Annotated in this window: 25 protein-coding genes; 2 read left to right on the forward strand and 23 right to left on the reverse strand. The window is 32.2% G+C overall.

Annotated elements, in window-relative coordinates:
* Positions 1-31: 31 nt before the first annotated feature.
* On the reverse strand, positions 32-1,318 hold the full coding sequence (locus CCY99_RS01590) for a citrate synthase (protein WP_112059659.1): 1,287 nt from the start codon (positions 1,316-1,318) through the stop codon (positions 32-34).
* A gap of 276 nt (positions 1,319-1,594) precedes the next feature.
* On the opposite strand from CCY99_RS01590, the gene icd reads away from it, so the two are divergent.
* Together icd and CCY99_RS09795 are read left to right on the forward strand one after the other, a co-directional pair.
* Entirely contained in the window at positions 1,595-2,884 is a 1,290-nt protein-coding gene (gene icd / locus CCY99_RS01595; protein ID WP_112059660.1) for an NADP-dependent isocitrate dehydrogenase, read from the forward strand.
* Positions 2,885-3,115: 231 nt separating this feature from the next.
* Positions 3,116-3,241, forward strand: a complete 126-nt coding sequence (locus CCY99_RS09795; protein WP_258442988.1) for a hypothetical protein — start codon at positions 3,116-3,118, stop codon at positions 3,239-3,241.
* Positions 3,242-3,959: 718 nt separating this feature from the next.
* Here the strand turns inward: CCY99_RS09795 and CCY99_RS01600 are convergent.
* From CCY99_RS01600 to hypE, 22 genes are all read right to left on the reverse strand, one after another.
* A complete protein-coding gene (locus CCY99_RS01600) occupies positions 3,960-4,337 on the reverse strand; it encodes a LysR family transcriptional regulator (protein ID WP_112059661.1) in 378 nt (125 codons plus the stop codon).
* Between the two features lie 18 nt (positions 4,338-4,355).
* On the reverse strand, positions 4,356-5,831 hold the full coding sequence (locus CCY99_RS01605) for a GGDEF domain-containing protein (RefSeq protein ID WP_181646795.1): 1,476 nt from the start codon (positions 5,829-5,831) through the stop codon (positions 4,356-4,358).
* Positions 5,832-5,833: 2 nt separating this feature from the next.
* Positions 5,834-7,081, reverse strand: a complete 1,248-nt coding sequence (locus tag CCY99_RS01610) for an EAL domain-containing protein (protein WP_112059663.1) — start codon at positions 7,079-7,081, stop codon at positions 5,834-5,836.
* Positions 7,082-7,093: 12 nt separating this feature from the next.
* On the reverse strand, positions 7,094-7,414 hold the full coding sequence (locus CCY99_RS01615) for a hypothetical protein (RefSeq protein ID WP_112059664.1): 321 nt from the start codon (positions 7,412-7,414) through the stop codon (positions 7,094-7,096).
* A complete protein-coding gene (gene hisG / locus CCY99_RS01620) occupies positions 7,415-8,032 on the reverse strand; it encodes an ATP phosphoribosyltransferase (RefSeq protein ID WP_112059665.1) in 618 nt (205 codons plus the stop codon).
* Positions 8,033-8,665 carry a type III pantothenate kinase gene (locus CCY99_RS01625; RefSeq protein ID WP_112059666.1) on the reverse strand — a complete coding sequence of 211 codons (633 nt, stop codon included), beginning with the start codon at positions 8,663-8,665 and terminating at the stop codon, positions 8,033-8,035.
* Between the two features lie 3 nt (positions 8,666-8,668).
* Positions 8,669-9,673: a plasminogen-binding protein gene (locus CCY99_RS01630; protein ID WP_112059667.1), complete on the reverse strand. Its 1,005-nt coding sequence runs from the start codon at positions 9,671-9,673 to the stop codon at positions 8,669-8,671.
* A 4-nt stretch (positions 9,674-9,677) separates the two neighbouring features.
* Positions 9,678-10,271, reverse strand: a complete 594-nt coding sequence (locus CCY99_RS01635; RefSeq protein WP_112059668.1) for a hypothetical protein — start codon at positions 10,269-10,271, stop codon at positions 9,678-9,680.
* Positions 10,272-10,353: 82 nt separating this feature from the next.
* Positions 10,354-10,785 carry a dUTP diphosphatase gene (dut, locus tag CCY99_RS01640; protein WP_220092223.1) on the reverse strand — a complete coding sequence of 144 codons (432 nt, stop codon included), beginning with the start codon at positions 10,783-10,785 and terminating at the stop codon, positions 10,354-10,356.
* Positions 10,782-11,267: a transcription elongation factor GreA gene (gene greA / locus CCY99_RS01645; protein ID WP_112059669.1), complete on the reverse strand. Its 486-nt coding sequence runs from the start codon at positions 11,265-11,267 to the stop codon at positions 10,782-10,784. The genes dut and greA overlap by 4 nt, the downstream gene beginning before the upstream one ends.
* An 18-nt stretch (positions 11,268-11,285) precedes the next feature.
* Positions 11,286-12,020: a tetratricopeptide repeat protein gene (locus CCY99_RS01650; protein WP_112059670.1), complete on the reverse strand. Its 735-nt coding sequence runs from the start codon at positions 12,018-12,020 to the stop codon at positions 11,286-11,288.
* A 57-nt stretch (positions 12,021-12,077) separates the two neighbouring features.
* Positions 12,078-13,196 (reverse strand): lipid-A-disaccharide synthase, encoded by a 1,119-nt coding sequence (gene lpxB / locus CCY99_RS01655; protein ID WP_112059671.1) that lies wholly within the window; start codon positions 13,194-13,196, stop codon positions 12,078-12,080.
* Positions 13,193-13,708 carry a nickel-binding protein Mua gene (gene mua, locus CCY99_RS01660; protein ID WP_112059672.1) on the reverse strand — a complete coding sequence of 172 codons (516 nt, stop codon included), beginning with the start codon at positions 13,706-13,708 and terminating at the stop codon, positions 13,193-13,195. The genes lpxB and mua overlap by 4 nt, the downstream gene beginning before the upstream one ends.
* Before the next feature lie 27 nt (positions 13,709-13,735).
* Positions 13,736-14,083 carry a hydrogenase/urease nickel incorporation protein HypA gene (gene hypA, locus CCY99_RS01665; protein ID WP_112059673.1) on the reverse strand — a complete coding sequence of 116 codons (348 nt, stop codon included), beginning with the start codon at positions 14,081-14,083 and terminating at the stop codon, positions 13,736-13,738.
* A 29-nt stretch (positions 14,084-14,112) separates the two neighbouring features.
* Positions 14,113-15,150 carry an acyl-CoA/acyl-ACP dehydrogenase gene (locus tag CCY99_RS01670; protein ID WP_112059674.1) on the reverse strand — a complete coding sequence of 346 codons (1,038 nt, stop codon included), beginning with the start codon at positions 15,148-15,150 and terminating at the stop codon, positions 14,113-14,115.
* A 29-nt stretch (positions 15,151-15,179) separates the two neighbouring features.
* On the reverse strand, positions 15,180-15,716 hold the full coding sequence (locus CCY99_RS01675; protein ID WP_112059675.1) for an OsmC family protein: 537 nt from the start codon (positions 15,714-15,716) through the stop codon (positions 15,180-15,182).
* A gap of 70 nt (positions 15,717-15,786) precedes the next feature.
* Positions 15,787-16,566, reverse strand: coding sequence for an ABC transporter ATP-binding protein (locus CCY99_RS01680; RefSeq protein WP_112059676.1), 780 nt, complete (start codon positions 16,564-16,566; stop codon positions 15,787-15,789).
* Between the two features lie 65 nt (positions 16,567-16,631).
* A complete protein-coding gene (locus CCY99_RS01685) occupies positions 16,632-17,372 on the reverse strand; it encodes an ABC transporter permease (RefSeq protein ID WP_112059677.1) in 741 nt (246 codons plus the stop codon).
* Complete coding sequence (locus CCY99_RS01690) at positions 17,369-18,715, reverse strand: ABC transporter substrate-binding protein (protein WP_112059678.1); 1,347 nt, start codon at positions 18,713-18,715, stop codon at positions 17,369-17,371. The genes CCY99_RS01685 and CCY99_RS01690 overlap by 4 nt, the downstream gene beginning before the upstream one ends.
* A 164-nt stretch (positions 18,716-18,879) precedes the next feature.
* A complete protein-coding gene (locus CCY99_RS01695) occupies positions 18,880-20,619 on the reverse strand; it encodes a hypothetical protein (protein WP_112059679.1) in 1,740 nt (579 codons plus the stop codon).
* 9 nt (positions 20,620-20,628) lie between these two features.
* Complete coding sequence (locus CCY99_RS01700; RefSeq protein WP_346436734.1) at positions 20,629-22,347, reverse strand: glycosyltransferase; 1,719 nt, start codon at positions 22,345-22,347, stop codon at positions 20,629-20,631.
* 106 nt (positions 22,348-22,453) lie between these two features.
* Complete coding sequence (gene hypE, locus CCY99_RS01710) at positions 22,454-23,470, reverse strand: hydrogenase expression/formation protein HypE (protein ID WP_112059682.1); 1,017 nt, start codon at positions 23,468-23,470, stop codon at positions 22,454-22,456.
* Between the last annotated feature and the right edge of the window lie 4 nt (positions 23,471-23,474).

The raw sequence follows: 23,474 nt of genomic DNA on the forward strand, positions 1-23,474 counted from the left end.
AGCCCCAACAAGCCCACAATAAAACCGGAGCTTATTTCCCCTCGTAAACCTGCCTCGGTCGTGTAATTCTAGCACCCGACTTGATATGCTCTATCACCTGCGCACACCAGCCCGGCATTCGCCCGATAACAAAAATTGGCGTAAACAAGCTCACTGGAATCTTCAACGCCGTTAAAATAATGCCAGAGTAGAAATCCACATTTGGATAGAGATTGCGCTCGATAAAATACTCATCTTTCAGTGCAACTTCCTCGATTTTCTCAGCAATATCGCTAAATTTATTATTCATCTTAATGCCCTTTTTGGCTAAATCATCTTTTAGCCCTTTTAGCACTTTTGCCCGTGGGTCGTAATTTTTATACACTCTATGTCCAAATCCCATTAATCTAAATGGGTCATTTTTATCTTTCACTCTTGCGATGAATTTATCCACATTTTTCGCATCATCAATCTCGGCTAATTGTGCCAAAACCTTTTCATTTGCCCCACCGTGCGATGGTCCCCAAAGTGCGTTAATCCCAGCACTAATTGCCGCATATGGGTGAACTCCAGTTGAAGCGACATTGCGGACAGTCGTAGTAGAGGCATTTTGCCCGTGGTCTGCGTGAAGTGTGAAAATCTTATCCAACGCCTCAACTTCTAGCTTATCAATCTCCACTTCGCCCTGTAAAGTCCGCTTTAACTTGCCATCTGGGAACGCCCTAAGCATAAATAGGAAGTTTTCCACATACGAGCGAGAAATATCCGGATAAACATTTGGATAGCCGATAGAATTACGATAGGAAAACGCCACGAGTGTGGGAATCTTAGCTATCATTCGCTTTGCCATCATTTGATATTCATCATCATTGTCTATTTCCATATAATCTTTATAGAATGTCGATAAAGCCCCAACAGCAGAGGATAGATTCGCCATTGGGTGGGCTCCGTCTGGGAATGCTTTAAAGATATTTATAAGCCCCTCGTGCAAGAATGACAAATGTCGTAGCTCCAAGTCTATCTCCGCAGATTCCGTGGAATCTTTTGGCAATTCACCTGATATTAGAAGCGAACAAATATCAGTAAATTTATATTTCGCAACCAAATCTTGGATTGGAATCCCACGATAAAGCAACACGCCATTTTTCCCATCAATATAGCTTATAGTGGATTTACAACCAGCCGTAGAAGCGTAGCCGGGGTCGTAGGAAAAGATTCCAGTTTTTTCAAAAAGTTTGCCAAAGTCGATTGCCTTTGGTCCCCTAGTGCATTCAATCAAGTCAAATTCAAACGATTCATTTGTGCTGTTATTAGTAAGTGTAACGGTATTTTTCCCCATTTTTTCTCCTTTAAATATTTATTTTAGCATAAGAATCTAACGCCCACGCTCTAAAAACATAGGCGTAAAAAAATACAAGAATCTTAAAATATGCGTGAAAATCATAATAACAAAACTTTTAAGCAAAAATGCAAATTTTGCAAAAATTCTACTACACAATGTTACATAAATCTATAATTGCCGATTGCGATTTTGCAAATAATGCGTGATTTTCATTAAGAATTAATGCAAATTAGTGCAAACTATAATTTCAACTTCATTTTAAAGGAAAATCATATGAGTAAATTTCAAGGATATAATCCAAAATATTTGCCACTACCAAGCGAGGGCGAGGCTATCAGCGTAGAAAATGGAATCTTAAAAGTTCCAAATAACCCAGTTATCCCCTACATCGAGGGCGATGGGATTGGCGTGGATATAACACCTGCCATGATAAAAGTAGTCGATGCGGCGGTAAAAAAGGCATATAATGGGGCGAAAAAAATCTCTTGGTATGAGGTCTATACTGGGGAAAAATGCTTTAATAAATTTAAAAATGAATCCGCTCTAAACCCAATGGAGCAGTGGCTTTTACCAGATACGCTAGAAGCGATAAAGTATTTTAAAGTTTCTATCAAAGGACCACTTACAACGCCTGTTGGAGAGGGATTCCGCTCGTTGAATGTGGCGTTACGACAAATGCTAGATTTATATGTGTGCTTACGACCAGTTCGCTGGTATGGTAGTCCTAGCCCAGTAAAAGAGCCGGGCAAAGTCGATATGGTGATTTATAGGGAAAATAGCGAGGATATTTACGCTGGAATCGAGTTCGCTCAAGGCACAGCGGAAAATAAAAAAATCATTGATTTCTTGCAGAAAGATTTGGGCGTTACAAAGATTAGATTCCCAGAATCTAGCGGAATTGGCATAAAGCCAATTAGCAAGGACGGCACAAAAAGATTGATGAAAAAAGCCCTAGAATACGCAATTGATAATGATAAAGATTCGGTTACTATCGTGCATAAGGGAAATATTATGAAATATACTGAGGGCGCGTTTAGAAACTGGGCGTATGAGGTGGCAAAAGAGGAGTTTGGTGCGAGTGAAATCGACGGCGGTCCGTGGTGCAGAATGAAAAATCCAAAATCTGGCAAAGAAATCATCATAAAAGATAGCATTGCCGATGCGTTCTTACAGCAGATTCTGCTTCGTCCGGCGGAATACGATGTGATTGCTACGATGAATCTAAATGGCGATTATATTAGCGATGCGTTGGCTGCGATGGTTGGTGGCATTGGTATTGCTCCGGGGGCGAACTTGAATGATACAATCGGTATGTTTGAAGCCACACACGGCACGGCTCCAAAATACGCAGGACAGGATAAGGTCAATCCGGGAAGCTTGATTTTAAGTGCGGAAATGATGCTTCGCCATATGGGCTGGAGTGAAGCCGCGGATTTAATCGTAAGTGCGATGAAAAAGGCGATTGAATCTAAGAAAGTAACTTATGACTTTGCAAGGCTTATGGACGGAGCGACTGAGGTGAAATGCTCTCAATTCGCCGATGTGATGATAGAGAAAATGTAAGTTTGCATTTTTAGTTTTATTCAAAGGCGGAATCTGGAATCTAAAATCCGGATTCTGCTGCTTTAGATTCCGCTTAAATTTCCACAGATTCCAGCTTTAGATTCCACAGATTCCATTCTTTTAATTTTTAATACAATCTTTTAAATCCATCATAAACACTAAAAATATTGAAAATTTATCATTTTTAAGAACATTCTAAGCTAGGGCAGAATAAGGATTCTAAAATTTAAAATGAGACCAAATAGCAAAGTATGTTCCAAAGGACATCGAAAGAGTGGTTTTTATGATGACATAGTAAAAAGTGTGGCAAATATTAATATTGCAAGAATTTTTGAAGCAACAAAGAAAAAAGGTTAAAGATTCTAATCTTAGATTCTTTGGCATCTAAGATTAGAAAATATTGCACGGAGATTCCAAGATTCTTATGGATTCTTGTGATTTGCAAAATTCAAAGCCCAAAGATTCCACATTAAAGAATCTCCGTATTTAAAAAACATAAATTAAAGGGAGAAAATGATATTTGAGACATGTGGGGATATTGCTGTATGAGGCATTTATGGACGACGAGCAATCTCCCAAAAAATCGTAAGACGAAAAGCAAGAATTAGACGACTTGGAGAGCATTATGAGATTTAAAAAAATACTAATTAAGAAATACGGCAAAAGTGATGATAGGAATCTAAAGTAAGTTTATATGACGCATTCAAAATCTAATCTTTAAATCTTTAAGAATCTAGCCCAAAGTGGGGCTTACAGAATCTAAAAATCACTTAGATTCTTTAGATTCTATGCCTTTATAAGTTGTTTTTTTAATCTTACATTTTTAAAATTCGCAAAATGTGGCAATTTAAAAAAATTACGAATTATTTTAAGGCTTCGCCTTTTATAAGTCCAATCCACTCACCGCTTTTATTTGGTGCTTTGTGCGGAATCTAAGTTTATTGAAAATTAGCAATTTTAATAAATTAAAATCTCGTAAGAGTCTCTAAAAATTCCAAGTATTCGCCTAAATTCTCACATTTTGCAATATATAGATTCTGCTTTTATGCAATTAAAAAGCCGTTTGGAGAATCCCCTATTTTTTCAATAACTTTTGGATTTCAAGCGATTTATTTTTTAGCTCCTCTAGACTTTCTATGTCGCTAAGGTAGGCACAAAATGCCTCTTTGGCATTTTCTAGCTCTCTAAAGGCTTCGATTGCCTCTAATCCAGCGGGAGTTACTTTCGTGCCACCTCCGCCTTTCCCTCCTGTGGCACTTGTAACAAGCGGGGTAGCGGAGAGATTATTTATAGCATCGATGTTATCCCAAGCGGCTTTATAGCTCATTCGCATAGTTTTTGCAGAGCTTGAGATAGAGCCTGTTTTGATAATACCTCTTAAAAGCTCTACTCTACCTATACCAAGATAATTTTTATTGTCTTTTTTGACCCAGAATCTGCCATAAACTTCCATAAAATACTCTTTATAAAATCAATCAAAAAATAAATTCACCTTATGTCGTCTTTTTTCCTTATACATAAGCTCATCAGCTTGGATAATGCAACTCTCAATATCCATACCAATTTTATATTCTGTTACACCATGACTTGCTTTAATGATATATTTAAAATTACCACTATTGTTTTTATCATTAAATCGTTGTAATACATCTTTCCAATATTTATCAATATCATTAAAATCTCTATTTAAAAATACAATGAGAAACTCATCTCCACCCATTCTAATGAGAATCTCGCTTCTATGTAAATCTTTCTTAATGCAATCAATGGTATTAACTATAAGTTCATCACCATATTTATGTCCTAAAGTATCATTTACTTGCTTTAATCCATCTATATCAACCATACAAAAATGTATCGAATTAATAGGCTTTCTAAAATATATAAATCTTTTAATATTATTAATATAATGTTTTATGCCTGTTTCAGAAAATTCGCTTATAAGTTTGGTTAATTTCGCATATCCACTTCGTCTATTAAATGCATCTGTCATACCATCAAGACTTTCAATCTTGCTATTTTTGATTATATTTATAATCACCACTAATAAAATAATAGATGTGCCGAAAATCCATATATAGCCAATAATCCAATATGTAATATTAATCTTAAAATTTATGTATTTGAAAAAAGATGAAATACTATTTATAAAATACGGGCTGTCATTTGGATTAATCGAGATAATAGAAATAATATAATATGGATTCTGCTTTACTTTTATATCTCCAATATTATGTATTCGTTTCAAATGTGAGAATGTAAAAATGCCATTATGACTTACAAATTGACCATCTAAATCTTTGACTATCATATCCCATTCATCTGGATATAAAAATGACAGATTCTTATAATTCATATCAATATCATTTATATAGGCTTTATTTAGCAAATATCCATCTTTTGAAACTAAATAAATATTATTAAAATTAGATAAAAAATCAACACTTAAATAAGCTACGATATAGGAATCTATTTTATTATTTTTCTTAATAGCATAAGTAAAAACCTTGTAGGTAGTCTCAGTTTCCCTATCGAAAGCTATAATAGTTGAAATGGCATCTTTATCAAAAACTTCTTTTACATTAAATTGAAATTTAAAATCATCTTTGCTTTTAAATTTATAATTACCATCTAAATCAGTTATAGCAATAAAATCATAGATTGTATTTTTAGCCAATATGGATTCTACATCTTTTGTATTTTTATTATAAAGATATTCTATCAATGTAACACAATTTACAAAATATCGTAATTGATAGATATTTGAAGAATAAGCCAGACTTTCTACAATTTTAATCTCATTTACAATTTTTTCACGCTCATTGCCTAAGGTTTTATTTAGTAATTGCATTCTATTTATTGCAAATAAAGTAATGTAGAATGCAGTAAATAATACTACAATCGCAAGATATATATAAAAATATTGCTTCTTAACTATAAATTTCAATATCATACCTTATTGAGCAAATTAGATGAAGCCTGTCCTATGTGGTATCCTTGCGAATACTCTATTCCAAGCTTTCTTACTAACTTTTGTATAGATTTCGAATGGACAAATTCTGCGATACATTTAACATCAATAGTTTTTGCTAGAGTTGCTATTGATTTAACGATTTTATAACTTATTGGGTCTGTATCTATATTTTTTACAAATCGTCCATCAATCTTGATATAATCAATTTGCATTTTAATTAATCGCCCAAAATTGGAATTAGCATAGCCAAAATCATCAATAGCAATCTTAAATCCCATATTTTTTAATATCAAAATATTATTTACAACTAAATCATCATCACCAAACTCAATATCCTCTAAAAGCTCAATGATAATCCTAGAGGGATTAATACTATACTTCATACAACGATTACTTAAATAATCTATCATTTGCGTATCACGAATATCTTCTTCGGTGATATTGATAGAAAACTCATAATCATTATTTTTAAAAACCTTAAAACTATTATTTATCACAGAATAAGTAATGCTACGCATAAAGCCCATTTGTCTTGCTATATTAAAAAAATCATATGGATATAAAACCTTATCATCATCAATTAGCCTTGATAAACATTCATATTTTGTGATTTTATTTAATTTATTATTATAGATTGGTTGATAAAAAGGCACTATTCGTCCATCATAAATGGCATTTTTAACTAAAATATTTAGTCTAATCTCTTCTTTTTGCTGTTGTTCGAATGTCTTATCATCAATATCTAAAAAATAAACCTTTGATAAAAACTTTTTTGCGTATTTTAAAGCACTAAAGGCTTTTGGAATGACAAAATCAACATTTCCTTTCGTTATCCCTATGCAAGGCGTTATATCAAATCCACTTAAATTATTATAAAATTTTCGCTCAACGATGAATGTTCGTAAAATATGTGCAAACTCAATAACTTTATCTATCTTAATATCTTCAAACATAATAGAATATGTATCTCTTGATATTTGAAAAAACCTTGCATTTGGCGGAAGTATGCCATTTATAACAGCGAGTATTTCCTCTCCTGTCTTACAAGCTATATTTGGAGCATAAATAGAAAACCACCTATCTAAATCTTCTAACTCAAATAATAATGCGATTATCTCTATATCTTTAGAAGTGTTATTCAAATAGTGCAATAATGCCTGTCTATCAAATAAATAATCAAAAAAATCAATTTCTTTGACATTTTGCTTGTCTAAAGAAATCATAATTTCCCCTCTCTATTCTAACACTTTATTCAAAGTGCTATTTTGTATATCTTGCAATTTATTAAGCAAGTCATCGTTCGATGGATTAGAATTATTCTCATAATTATAGCCATTAAATTCTTTTTTATTGATATTTGAATCAAGATTTTTTGGTATCACGCCTGAGGGCATTTTAACAAATACATCCTCATAATTTTTTCCATTTTTTCTATATCTTATATAAATATCACCATTTGTATTATTATAAATATATGTATCTTCTCCATCGCTAAACATAACCCAAGCACCAAATAAATGGCATATAATCAAACAAAAGCAAAGCAAAATCTTCATTTATTTTTCTTTTACTAGATGTTCTATTTTATTATAGAGATTTAAAATATCGACTTTTTTAGCATAGAAGCTATTATTATTGGCGATTAGATATGCGCTAGATTCCAAGATAATCTCATCAATTTTTAGATTATTTTCTTTCATAGTATTTCCTGTTTCAACAATATCTACAATCGCATCGGCTAGATTAACTAGTGGAGCTAACTCAATCGAGCCATAAAGCTTGATAATATCGGTAGCTACGGCTCTTTTTGAAAAAAAGTCTCTAGTGATATTTGGCATTTTTGTTGCTATTTTTATCTGTGGCTTATTATAATCTAATGTCTCATCTACTTTTGAGCCAAGCACTACTTTGCATTTTCCTATTTTTAAATCCAATAATCTTACAATATCAATCTTAGTTTCTTCTAAAACATCAAGTCCCACTACACCTAAATCAGCCGCTTGATAAGCGACATAAATAGGAACATCTTGATTTCTAACAAGTAGGAATCTAAAATTATCTTTTTGTAGGATTAATTGTCTATTGACAAATGCAAAATCGCTACCAAAAATATTTGTAAAAAGACCTAAAACTTCATCGGCAATTCTACCTTTTGGTAGGGCTACTGTAATCATTTATCTAACCTTTAAAATATGATTTTCATTAACTATTTTTGTCATACCTTTAAAAATAAGCGTATTATCATAAATAGAATTATGAAAGAATCTCGACAAAAATTTTCCATCTCCGCCAGTAAAATAAATATAATTATCTTTCGAAACATCTTGTATTGTTAGAATTATACTCTTTAAACAACCATAACTCACGGCATCTTTTGTATTTTGTGGTAATGAGTTTAATGATACATCAAGATTAAATTCCATTTTAAGCGTTTCGATATTAGCAAATAATCTTCTATAACTCTCGATTCCGGGCAGTATGTAACCACCGAGATGGATTCCCTCTTGCATAATATCTATTGTAATTGCACTCCCAGAATCAACTATCACGCCATTTCTTATGGATAAACAAGCAACTTTTCTATCGATTCCCAAACCTTGATAAATCGTATCAAGTTTAACAAACTTTTCAATATTCAAACAATTGCTATGTGATTCTAATAATTTTTTTTCGTTTCTAGCATTTACGCTTATATAATATATAGTAAAATCTTTATTTTTCTTAGTCAAGCCATTAGATTCTTCACGCCAGATTCTACCTTTGTAAAAAAAATGAAAATAACTATTTCCTATATCACATAAAAGCATTTTTCACTTCGGGAATCTAATAATTTTATTATCATAATAGATTACATCATCTGTATAAAAACTATCTTTATATTCATCAATATCTATTTTATAAATAGAATCTATAAAGTTATTCTTATCAATTTTAATCATATATCCTTGGGATTCTAGTGTGTAGATATTATCTTTTACTATGATTGAATTAAGCGTCGCAAATGGAAATTTCTTTTTATTAAGCTCGTTTAAAAGCAAATCAAGCTCTATTACTTCACCCTCAAGACTTAATACATAGATTTTATTATTTGTATATAAAACATCACTAATATTTACATCATAAGAAAAATCTTCGCCTGATATTAGAGTCATTAATTTATTATTTGTAGCAACAATGAGATTCTCACCCTCTAATGCCAAATAAATCACATTATTAAAAAAGATTCCACTCCCTAAAGCAATAGTTCTAATAATCTTAAAATTATCCAAACTAACTAAAATAATCTTACCATCAAAAGTTGGAAATATAATCGTAGTATCTAAAAATAAGGGCGAAGCAGCTTTGGAATTTATCGCATATGAAGCGGGACTTTTGTGTGAAAATAGCAATTCATTTACATTAATATCCCAAATAATAGAAGTATTATCAGCTAAAACAACAGCTAGGATATTATCTCTTAAGGACGCAGAAATAGGCATATAATCAAATGGAAAAGATTTTAATTCCTTACCATCTTTATTTAAAATAAAAAGTGTATTATCATCATAATTTGCCACAAGCAATAAATCACCACTAGTATTTAAAAAAGAAAAATTATCTTTGAGTTTTATTTGATAGATTCCATCTTTTGTGATAAGTGTGCCATTTTTCAATACTGCACCATTTTTATTTGATTGATAAATATCGGAATCTAATTTACCATCAACTTTTATCTCTCCTAAGATACTATTTTTATCTGGCGTAAAATACTTCTTTTCACTACAACCTACAAAGATAATAAATATAAAAATGCTAAATGTAAAGATTCTATTCATAATATTATCTTTTTGTAATCATATAATGCTTTAAAAGCTGTTTTAGCTCATTTAACTGCGAATCTTGTGGAATCTTATCAAGTATAATTTGTGCTTCACTAATCTTATTTTCATCGATAAGTTCATAAGCTTGTTGTAATTTCGATAAATCCCCAAGAGCATATTTATCGACTTGCTCCAATTGCGATATATTTCTATCGAAACTACCCAAATGATAAAGTGCAATTGAAGATATTAAGCTATTTTTATCTTTACTTAATGATTCTAGTTCGCTTAGATTTCCATTTTTTAGTGCTTGTTGTAAAATAAACATACTATATAAAGTTGGATTGCCTTTTTGAAGCTGTTCTTTTAGAGCAGTATCATTTGGATTCTCAAGCAAAGAACTATAAACATTGCTATATTTTTTGGCATTATATTCATTATAATATGAGTGGATTCCATAAGCACAAATCCCAAATAAGATTAGGATTCCAAGTCCCCAAATTATGTGTTTATATCGCTTATATAAGATTTCTAGCTTAAAAGCACTTTCTAATATCTTTTCATCATTACTAAATTCATTTTTAATATAATTTAAGTTATTTTTGATACTCAATATTTAATCCTTGTTTTAGATTCTATAGTTTGACATTCTAATTAATATCACCTTAAGATTTTAAATTAATCCCTAACGCTTTTTAGATTCCTGTGCTACCAAAACCGCTATTTCCACGCTCTGTAGTATCTAAACTATCGCTTAAGATTAAATTTGCTTGAAAAACTTGTGAGAGAATAGCTTGGGCAATTCTATCACCTTTTTTGATATTAAATATATTTTTTGAAAAATTAAATAATATTACCATCACTTCGCCTCTGTAATCGCTATCAATCGTGCCGGGCGTATTTAAAACACTAATTCCATTTTTAAAAGCCAAACCACTTCTTGGTCGCACTTGAATCTCATATCCAGATGGAATCTCAAATGATAATCCTGTTTTAACCGCTATAAATTCACTAGGCAAAATATCCAAATCCTCCACACTATGCAAGTCAAATCCACTAGCTCCGCTACTTTGATATTTTGGTAAAATAGCATCATTATTTAACTTTTTAATCTTAAGATTAATCAAAATACAATCTCCTCATAACTTATATCTAAAATCTCAAATTCACTCTCACCTTTTGGTAGCTTTATAGAGACTTCGTCCCCTATTTTCTTACCTATGATGGATTTTGCAATTGGGGAATGAAATGAGATATATCCTCTCTCAGGATTACTTTCATAAGAGCCGACAATAGTATATTTCACCTTAATGTCATTCTCAAGATTTAATAGGCTAATCGTGCTACCAAAACTAACGCTATTATGGGCATAAGTCGCTGGATTGATTATTTGTATATTTGCTAAGATAGAGCTTAATTCTGCTATTCTAGATTCTATAAAAGATTGCTTTTCTCTTGCTGCGTGATATTCCGCATTTTCTTTTAAATCGCCGTGAGAGCGAGCAATATCAATTTCCTTAACGATATGCGGACGCTCGACTTCTTTTAGATTTTTTAATTCCTCACATAGCTTTTTATAGCCATATTCAGTCATTGGTTCTTTTTGCATAAAACTACCTTATAAATTTTAATTAGGAAAAATTTTCTTTAGATTATCACAACTTGGTTGATAGCCACTTTTACAAGCATTTTCAAATAAAGATTTAGCGAGATTAAGATTCCTTGGAATGCCATTTTTACCATTATTGTAAATCACTGCTAGATTATTACAACCCTCCAATTTACCTTTATCGCAAGTCTTTTTAAATAAATACAATGATTTCATTACATCTTTTGGCATTAATTCACCATTTCCACGATAATATTTAACTCCCAAATCATAGCAAGAATCCATATTTCCAAAATTACAAGCCTTGTTTGCATAACCTAAATATAAATAAATAGATTCAGCAACACCTAAGCCCTTATCATAGATATTAGCAAGCAAAGCACAGGCATCTGCATTCTCATCTTCGCAAGGTTTTATTAAGATATTTATTGCTTTTATAGGGTCTTTTGCTACGCTTGAACCCTCTAAATAGAGATTTGCCAATGCTACGCAATCCTTAATAACACCACTAGAACAAGAGTTATTTAAGATTCCCGCAGGGCTTGAGGGACTTGAAGTAATATTGAAAGATGTCGCATTGGAATCTGTATTTTTCATAGCTTGATTTTCAACAATGGGGACATCTATTGTTTCGTCAAATGTTTCTTCATTAGAAGAATGAAACCCAAGGAATCCCATAATAGTATCTTTATACAAATAACCGCCCACACACAATGCTACTACGACAATTACAGCTAAAATCTTAGTTCTCATAACATCACCTCTATCAAAAATAAATTAATCAAATTTTACCATAATCTATAAAACTATTTAATTTTTATCAAGTAGCCAACAAGCTACATTTTTCGCACTGCCATATTGTAAATATTTGCGTATTTCTAGGCTTTTGGAGATAAAATCATCATCTTTTGATTTATTATAGGCATCAAGAAGATTTTTTGCAGTTAGTTTATCTTGCAAGATTTCATAATGAAAAAGTGAATCTGGGTGAATCTTACGATATAAAATATTTGCCAATCCAACATACTCAATATTTAAAAAATTTTTTACAACTAAAGCATCGAATTTCTTTGCTTTATATCCTAGCACAAATGGAGTTCCTATTATGGCACATTCTAGCGTCGCTGTGCCACTACAGATAAAGGCGAATTTGCTCTCATATAAGCTTAATTGTGCATCAAAAACAATATTAAAATCACTTATATCATTGTAAATCTCATCTATTTTTCTATGCTTAAAATGCTTAGGAACGACTAAATTAAACACTAAATTAGAATCCTCTTTTTTTAGGATATTTTTTAACTCTCTAAAAATAGGAAAGATTCTATTTATCTCACCAATCCTACTACCCGGCATAAAGGTAATGAGATTCTTAGTATTGGATTCTAGAATCCTAGAATCTTTAGATTCTGCATTAGATTCCACACTAGAATCTCCCCTAAAATGCGTTATTTCATCAAGCAATGGATGTCCTATAAAAACAGCTTTTGCTTGATAATAAGAAATCTCAAAAGGCAGAGTCGCTGCTAATTTATCAAAATATTTTTCAATAGTTTTTGCACGCCACGGCTTCCAAGCCCAAATCTGTGGCAAAATATAATACATTATAACCTTATTTGGATTAGCTTTTTTTATTTTCTTAGCCAAAGGAATGTGAAAAGATGAGCTATCAAGTAGCAGTATTTTATCGCACTCTAGGGCTAATTTAGACATTTCATTAGAAGCATTTAAGAAAAATGTTATTTTTTTAAAAACATCAACAAAGCCCATAATGGAAAATTGCTCTAATTCATATAGTGGAATCCCATATTCTATATCTTTCGAAAAAACCCCATATAAATCAAAATCTATGTGTTTTTTTAGCTCTTTTAATAAATATTGTAAATGTATATTAGAAGATGGCTCTAGGGCACTTACAAAAAGTTTCATATAACTTTTCTTTCTGCCTTTATATCTTTTATCTCATTTTTTAATTTTGCATTTTCCAAATCACTATTCATAAGCTTTGATTTTAATGCTCTTAGTTCTTTTAAACTTATAAGATATTTTTCAGCGATTTCCTTAGAATACACATCTCTAGCAGGATTCGCCTTTACTACAATGCCATCTTTTAAACGAATATCAACTTTCTCAAGCGGACGAATAGGGATATTCTTACGCAGATTATCGATAGAATCCACATCATAGATATTTGTTTCTAGGTTTTTATTCTGCTCTTGTAATCGCTCTAAATCGATTTTTGCATTTTTTAACGCATCTTGAATCTCCAAATACTCCGCTCGAATAGCCTTTAGCATTTCTTGCTCTTTTGTTATATTATTTTCATAATCATTAACTTCATTTTTGAATTTTTTAAATTCCTCTTCAAAAAATTCCACAATCTGCCAAGTCTCACGAATATTATCTGCATTTTGTATAAATTTATCAAAAATCTTATCCATTTGTTAATCCTAAAACTTTTTATAAAATTATTCCATTTCTAGCCTTAATAAATTTAATTCTTTTCCCTCAATAATAATTACATTATTACTATTGCATTGCGGACATATCCCGTAATTCAATCCACTAGCGGTAAATTTAAAATTACAATCATTACAATGCAATGTAATATTTTTATGCACTATCTCGAGGATGCTATTTTTACAGAATCTACTTTCTTCTTTAAAAAACTCAAAAGCACTCTTAAGAAGCTCCACCTCTACGCCACTTCTCTCGCCAATCTCAATAGTTATTGTAATGATATTTTTTGCATTATTTTTCAATGCCTCTTCTTCACATAAAAGAATAAGCGATGAAACTACAGAATATTCATGCACGATAGAATCCTAAAAATTATCATTGAAAATCAGCTTTGCAAGATTTTATTAATATGCTTTAAGGACGGCGTTACGATGGCAACAAAATAAGATTCTAGTAATAATTTTGAAGCCAAAGAATCTTGCAAATAGCCCTTTGTGCCTAAAAATAACATATTTTGATTTGCTAGTTCAAGTGCCAAATCTATAAAATCTTTTTTTAATTCTAAGGCGGAGCGAAAATATTCTTTCGTTTTTAGATATGGCGTTTTGGCTAGATTTTGCGTCCGCTCTACTAGATTATTCCGCCTTTCCACAAAGTCATCTAAGCTTGATAAATACGAGTTTATCCCGCCTTTTATATTAAGATTCTTCGTGCAGTTTTCAATCGCAGAATCAATTAGCCCAAGTGCAATGCCACCTTGCAAAATGACAAAAGCTGGGATAATCTCTAGCAAAGACTCCTTAAAATCTGGCACTAAAATATCTTCACTTGGCACGATATAATTATCCAAGCACACCGCAAGTGTCCCAGAGCCCTCTAACGCACAAAAAGACACGCTGTGTGAGAGCTTTGCATTTTCATTGCATTCGATTAAAACTAGCGAAAACTCACTAGAATATTCCATCTCTACAATAGCACCAAAATAATGCCCTTTTTCTATATTTGAGACCCACGGCAAAGTTCCACTTAGGGCGATTCCATTTGATACTTTTTTGCCTTTAATCTTGTGTTTTTCAATCCCTACAAATGCTTTCATAGGGTTTGAAAGCCCTGTGCCACCGAGAATCTCGCCATTGCTTGCTTTTTTAAATAATTCTTTTATTCGCTCATTCTTATTTTTAGCATTAAATAAATACCAAATTAGAGCATTTTGACACCACACACAAAAGCCCGTATTTCCACAGATTTGCGAGACTTTAGCGATATTTCCTATCGCTTGAAATAGCCCATTTTCGCCATTTTTTAAAAAAGGTTGATATAAACCCGCTTTCCCTAAATCAAGCAAAATATCCTTAGGATAATGCCCCTTGTGGATTTCTACGACCTTATTACTTAAAGATTCTAAGATGTTTTCAACTCCCATACTATTTCCTTAAATGTTTATTTTCTACATTATCCCGCTTTTACGCTAAGATTCACCGCTCTCAAAATCGTATTTGCCACAGGAGAGTATTTTGTAGCGTGGGCGATTAGATTATCTGTAGTTTCTTTATCTGCGTTAGATTCTATATTAATTTTTACGCGAATATCAGTAAATCCAAGCGGTTTATCCTTTGATAAGTCCCCTGTCCCCCAAACTGCAGTAATATTCAAATCACCCTCAAGTTCCAACTCCAACTTTGTAATAACGATATTATTTGCGATTGCATTTGCGTGAATCCCTACAGCTAGGCAACTTCCAAGTGCCGCTAAAAGTGCCTCGCTAGGATTTGGTGCGGTATCATCGCCTAGAAGTGTTGGTGGCTCATCTACGATATAAGCTGGGAGATTCCTAATATAATTTGAATGGCGAAATCGCCCCTCAGCCACAGTTTTACATTTCAATGTTTTTATGGCATTTGGATTTGCCTTGCCATTTTTTATTAATTCCTCTAGTCCTTTTTTGTCGATTGGTTCTAATCTAGTGCAAGAAGTTTGTCCTACTTTCATTATTTATCCTTTGTATTGTTAAATTTTTGTGCCATATGCAATTAAAAATCCATATGGCACGGGATTTAGACTAAATCACATATTCTAAATCAAATCGATAATCTTCCAAATATTGTGCGATTTTCCGCTTTAATCCCAAAAATTCCAAGCTATTTCTATCGCTTTTATCGATTTTTATTTCTATGTCTGCTACGATTTGCCCCGGATTTGGCTTCATTATAATTACTCTATCGCCTAGGAAAATCGCCTCTTCGATGTCGTGCGTTACGAAAATCATCGTAGTTTTTAGCTCTTTTGAAATCCTAAGCAACTCATTTTGCAAGGAAATTCTAGTGAAATTATCGAGTGCTGAAAATGGCTCATCTAATAATAGAATCTTTGGCTTAACGCATAGTCCCCTTGCAAGGGCGATTCGCTGCTTTTGTCCACCACTTAAATTTATGGGGAATGAGTGGGAGAGCGATTCTAGATGCACTAACTTCAAATATTCCCTTGCTTTTCCCCTTGATTCTTTTAGGCTAAATCCCTTAGATTGAAGCCCAAAAGCGATATTATCTAGTGCATTTCGCCACGGAAGCAATGCGAAATCTTGGAAAATCTTAATGCAATCTTTTGGATTTGTTTGCTTATGAAAAACCTCGCTATCTATGGATATTTCGCCACTATCAAAGCCCTCAAATCCACCGATGATATTTAACAAGGTCGTTTTCCCACACCCACTAGAGCCAAGTAGAATGACAAATTCGCCCCTTTTTATCTCCAAATTTATATTTTTCAAAGCGTGATATTTAGCTTCGTGCTGGGATTTTTTAGTATGAAAAGATTTATTGCAATGTTTTATTTTAATCATTTAGATTCCCTTTATTTGCGTAGATTCCGCAAGTGGATTTTTTCTAGATTCCAGCTTAGATTCTCTCACTTAGATTCTCCTAATTTAGAGCGGATAAATCGCTCCAATCTCACAAATACAAGATGAATCCCATAGCCCAAAATCCCAATCCAACTCATCGCAACCACTACAATATCCATTCGTAAGGTATTTCGCCCATCGATTATAAGATACCCAAGTCCGCTTTGAATCCCTAGCATCTCCCCTGCCACAAGGTGAATCCACGCAATTGATGCAGCAAGTTTAAGCCCACTTGCGATATGAGCGAATGCCCCGGGTAAAATAATGCTTTTAAAAATAAGCCATTCACTTGCCCCAAAATTCTTTGCCATTTGCAAAAGCGTGGGGTTTATCGCCCGAACACCAGCGATTGAGAGCAATAAAACAGGGAAAAATACGGCATAGATGATTACAAAAATCGCCCCAACTTCGCCAATCCCAAATAAAAGGGCGAGTATAGGAAGCCACGCAATGGGTGAAATGGGGCGTAAAAGCTGGATATATGGCTCTAAGACTATCTCAAAGCTAGTAAATCGCCCTAAGATAAGCCCCACGAATGTCGCCACGCCTCCGCCGATAAATAGCCCGATTGCAAATCGCCTTAGGGAATCTAGTATGGATTGGATTAAGATTCCATTATTTAATAGCTCTAAGAATGCCGCCCAAACATCGCTAGGACGCGGTAAAAAGCTAGTAGAATCTAGCAAGATTTCCCATAAAAAAATAATGGCAATAAAAATGATAAAAGATAGAATTCTAAGCTTCATAGCGGATTCTTTGTGGTGGATTCTGTGAGTTTTGCGTTAGATTCTGCGTAAAATCTTGGGGTGGATTTAGCTTTAGATTCTGGGATTCCGCTGTGGAATTTAGCTTTAGATTCTGTGTGGAATCTGGATTCTTGCGGATTGCGATTTAAGTTTAATTTCTGTGTGGAATCTTGCGTGAGATTCGTGGAATCTAGCGCTTTAAAGGCAGAATCTAGAAGCGTTGAATCCACAAAATCGCTAAAAATATCACTTTGGGAATCTGCTATTTTATCCGCTCCATTGCTCCAAATGCCAAAATCTTGCATATTTTTCACATTCCAATCTATATCGTTTTTGCTTAATTTTAGGTTTTTAAAAACCACTCTTTCATCGCAATCTAGGAGATTTTTGATAATTTCTGGTTTATAGCCTAAAAGCTTATTCCCTAAAATTGCAGAATCTTCGTGATTATGCTCTATAAAATGTGCCGTTTTTACAAAATTATTAACGATAGTTTGGATTCCAGAATCCGCTAAAATCTTAGAATCCATTTGAGAATCTGCTAAAACTTCCTCCCTTAGGGCAAAAACGCAGCAAATATGATTATTTACAATATCCTTTGAGAGCCTAAAAAGCTCTGCAATATCGCGTAGCTCAGCGATAAACCCAAAAGGTTCAGCCACGATAAAGCCATCAATACTATTTGACAAAAGCCCAAAAACCATTTCTGGTGGGGACATATCTACGATTTTAATATCATTTGGGGTTAGTCCGCCCTGCTCTAAGAGATTTGCAAGCAATAAATAATGTGTTGAAAATCGGCTTGGAATAGCAATCCTAAGCCCTTTTAAAAGCGAAATATCGGGCTTAAAATTATTTTTTGCATTTTTATTTAAGCTATCGCTTTTCGCTATATTTGCTACATTTTCCGCATTTTTATTTTTTCCATTCGCCACATTTTTTAAATTCGCCACATTAAGATTTTTGGCATTTTGAGTTTCTAAAATCCCTTTTTTTAGCACTAGTGCAGAGCCATTTCGATGTGCTGCAAATATCGCTTTTAAGCTCACCCCTTGAGTTCTCAATCGCAAAGCAAGGGGCGTTAGTATAAATGCTCCATCTATCGCCTTTGCCCTTAAAGCCTCGCTTAAATCCGCCCATGAGCTAAATTTTATTGGCGTAAATGGGGAGTTGTATAGCTCTTTGGCGATTATTAAAAGATGGTCGCTTATAGGCAAATAACCAATTTTTAGGCTTTTAAAATCAACATTTTTGCTAAAAAAATTCGCATTTGCTATATTTAATAATATCAATGATGATGAAAGTAAAAAACTTCTTCGATTTATCATTGTGTTTAATCTCATAAATATCCTAGATAAAAATATTAATCTATTAAAAATGGAAATTATACAAAAAAATAAGATATTTTTGCAAAAACAAATTGTATTTTTTAAAATTTTACCATTTTGTTACTTTTATCTATCCATTAAATATTTATAAAGTCGCCATTACTTCACCATAGATAAATCTAATATTCAAATAAAGTATATTGATTCGTAGAGCCTATCTTGGTTTTATTACTTAAAAAGTTTTCATATCGATGTAATTCGCTATTTGGCAATAGGATATAGAAACTTCCTTGTTCTTTTTTAAAGTTAGTTGCGTATTTTTCAAATTCACCATCTTTTATATGTTTCCCAAAATGATAAAGTTTATAATACTTTCTATCAAAATCAGGTGTAAATGCTAGAAGTTGATTGCTTGTTAGAACTATCTTTTTCCCTTTATTTTTAAAGGTTTCAAAAACCATTTCATTTGCATGTCTATCGCCTAAATTCATCTTTTTTCTATATTCTGCTTTTAGTATATTCTCAGCACTAAAAGATGCCACAATCAAACCAATTGCAATAAAACACACGAAAATAAGGGCGATTCGTTTATACAAAAATGCTAATATGGCATTATAAAATTTGGCATAATAAACAATAACAGCACTAAGAGAAATTATCATCAAAGGTAATGATGCTTGTAAATTTCGCAAATCATAGCTTAAATGCGTTCCCCAGAAAATAAAATATAGAAAGCCAAAAATAGCAAAAAAGCCAAAGATTTTATTTGGTAATCTTAAACTAAATAGCGATAGAACGAATAATATTGTAATATTTTTATATGAAGAACAAGCATCTAATAAACGGTCTCCATATCCCTTTCCTAAAAATATTCTATCCATTACAAAACTAGCATTTGTAGAATCTATATTTAAAATCAATTTCTTATAGATTGCAATGATAATCCAAGGTGCACTAAATATTGCAATGATGGCTATACAAATCCATATTATTTTAATATCAATTTTTTGCTTTCTTTTTATATAAAATAAAGCGATGATATAAACAACACACCAAAATAATCCAGATTGTTTTATCTCTGTGCTGATTCCTGCGGCAAATGCACCTAAAATAAGATAGAAAAATAGCATATTTTTATCTATTTTATTAGTTTCCATAAGGCTGACTTTTAGCAAACAAAGTGCTGATATTAAGATAATCATCGCAACAGGCATATCAACATAACCGATAAAAAATTCATTGGATAATCTAAAAAATACAATATATGTAATAACACTAAGAGTAATGCCAAATATACTGCCCTTTATGGAATCTTTATTAAATAAAAAGATACTTGCTACAATCCCAACAAATGCAAAATACCAATATATGCCAACGCCAATCCCTTGAAAACTTGATATTTTTTGACTAGCGACATAACCCAAAGATAATAATATGGGATATAGTTGGGAATATCCACCTTCATTTAAAACAAGCTGACCAAAAGCCCATTCAGTTCCCCAGCGATTCCACGATACTACGGCATCCCAAGCATAAAAAATATCTGCCTTTAGGACATTATTAAAAACATATAATGATATTAAGATTCCAAGTAAGAATAAAAATTGCAAGAAATAATTATTGGATTTTATTACGCAAGGTAGCGGAATCCCATTTTTAATCTCAAAGAAAAATAGATATAGAAATAATATAATTTCTATGATAAAAATAACAATAACTACATTTTGTGTGTAGATTCCAAATAAAACGAGCATATAAACTAAATATAAATTAAAACATAGGCTAATAATAAAACTTGCCACAATCAATAAAGATATATTTATAGAAATGCCGAATCTTCTACAATATAATTTATATGCAATTGCTCCGGGTAAAAATACCGCACTAAAAAATGATAATATCGCTAAAACTAAACCCATAATATTCCTTTAATATTTTTTATAAACTAATATTTCCTGTGTAAGCCCAATAGCAAAATTTAATTTCCTACTAAGCAATTCTCCATATTCTTCGCAAGTAGCATTGACTTCATCAAAAAGCAATGCCCGCTCATCGTGAAATTCCCATAAATTTAATTTTTCTAATATGCTACGAATAACCCTATAAAGCAATGTTGGCGTTGGATATGTGATTAAAACAATTCCGCCACTTTTTGCAAACTCAAAATGTTTTATACACATAGCTCTTGTATTAGTTTTATTAAAATGCTCGATTAAACCAGCAGAAAACACCACATCAAAGCTAGAATCTATTGCTTTAGATTCCAATAAATTAAATAATATTGCTTTTTGTTTATGTGGCGATTTGGTCGCATATTTGTTATTAAAAGAATCCACACCTTTTTTAGAATTATCAAAAACGATATAATCCGCATTGGCGTAGGATTCCCTAAAATCTTTATAAAAGCAGCTATCGCCACCGCCAAACTCGCAAATACGATGTATATTCTTATATTTTTTAAGTAGATTCAAAATCATTGTTGCACTAATCTTTCTTGTAATATTTGATATTTTAAAATTATTATTTTTTCGTTTAGAATAATATTTTTCCCAATCTGTCGCCCTAGCACTTATCCCCCCCCCCATAGATTCTGTATTGATAGAATCTAGAATCTTAGCTTTAGAAGTGAAAATAAAAAATCTCTGCACTAAAAAACTAATAGCAAAAATCATTGATTCGCAAATTGGCTTAACTATAATCTCACTTACACCGCTATAATATGAGATAAACTTAATACCTTGCATAGAAATAAGCATTAAAACAATGGTTAAGGAAATATAAGAAATGAGTTCAAATTTTAGATTCGCTTTTGTTTTGAAAACAATAGTTTTACCAACGATGAAATTAAAGCTTCCAGCGATGATTCTACCACTTAACATACAAGCAAAAAGTCCAAATCCTAAACTAAAAGCAATCACAAATACAACATAATCAATTAATGCAGTAAGAATGGAATTTCCAATATGTCTAAATAGCACAAAATAAATACTTATGGAATCAAAAATAGGATTAAAATGTGAAGCGGCATTATTATTTATATAGATAGTTTTGATTGGGACTTGCAATATTTTCATATTTTTATTACAAGCTAAAACTAGCATTTGCATTTCAAATTCATACCCATTATAGGTATTTTTCAACATCATTTTTGCAAAATCAGGACTAAATGCACGAAGCCCCGTTTGTGTATCTTGTATGGATTTACCAAACATAGTTTTAAATATTACTCTAGTTATTTTATTGCCAAATTTGCTTTTAAATGGGATATTTTCCCCTTCAAACTTACGAACACCAATAGCTAAATCTATATCTACATTAGCAAGAAACATATCTCTTAAATGTAGTATATCTTCTACTTTATGCTGTCCATCGGAATCTGCCGTGATTATTAACTTCAAATTACTATAATTATTTAAGATAAAATTAATGCCATTTTTTAAAGCCGCACCTTTGCCAAGATTGATTGCATTGTGTAATAAAATCGCTTTTTTATTTATTTGTGAAAAAATAGCATCAAAACTCTTTGGAGAGCCGTCATTTACAATAACAACAGAGATATTTGAATCTAATAGTGAATCAACAATATTAAGAAGTTCTGGAGTTGGTTTAAAGCTTGGAATTAAAGCGACTGCCCCCCCCCAATCAATGCCAAATTACCATCTTTGTAAATATCCATAAAAGCCTTTCTAAACCTTTGATTTTGGGTTGAAAATTATAACATAATTAATATTTGCTTTAAAAACTAAATAAATCTTAGCAGATTCTAGGCAGAATCTCCCCCTCTGGATATTCCAAATATCGCTTTGTTCCCCAAGTATTTTGTAGTATTACTTTATTTCCTAAATCATTCTTACAAACCCGACCAATAATCCTAGAATCTTTCCCAAGATTCGTATTATGTAGAATCTCCAATGCCTTATTTGCCTTACTTTCTGGTAGTGCAAAAGCACAAACTCCCTCATTTGCCAAACTATATGGCTCAATTCCTAGAATCTCGCATATCCCTCTAACCTCATCTAATATTAAAATATCATTTTGGTTAATATAAATATCTTTTTTAGAAGAATTAGCCCATTCATTCAAAAGTGCTGCAATACCTCCACGAGTCGCATCTCTAATGGCGTGAATCTCGATGTTATTTTTTAATAATACCTCAATCATTTCCCATAAACTCGCACAATCACTTTGTAGATTATTTTCTAAACTTATATTATTTCTTAAACAATAAATACAAGCCCCATGACTTCCAATCGGTGCATTTAAAATAATAACATCATCTTCTTTTAGATTCTTAGCACTTAAGCCTTTGTATTCCACTTTACCAATAATTGTAGAGTTGATAAAAACGCCCTCCACACTACCCTTTGGGACTACCTTTGTATCAGCGGATAAAAGAGTGAGATTATTTTTATGCATTTCTTCGCTCATTGATTTTGCGATTTTTTCTAAATCCTGCACCAAAAATCCCTCTTCAATTATAAATGATATTGTCAAATACATAGGTTTTGCACCGCTAACTGCCACATCATTACAACTTCCACAAATACTAAGTTTGCCAATATCACCACCGGGGAAAAATATGGGCGTAATAGTGTAAGAATCTGTGCTTATTGCGAAATCATTAGAAAGTTTATTGGAGAATCCTGCGAAGAATCCTGCATCTTCAAATGCATATTTTGCAAAATCCTTAAAATATTTCATAAAAACATTATTAATTAAATTAGCATTTTCCCTACCGCCATTACCACAAGAAAGCAGAATCCTATCCATTAAT

This window comes from Helicobacter sp. 16-1353 (assembly GCF_003288815.1).
Classification (GTDB): Bacteria; Campylobacterota; Campylobacteria; order Campylobacterales; family Helicobacteraceae; genus NHYM01.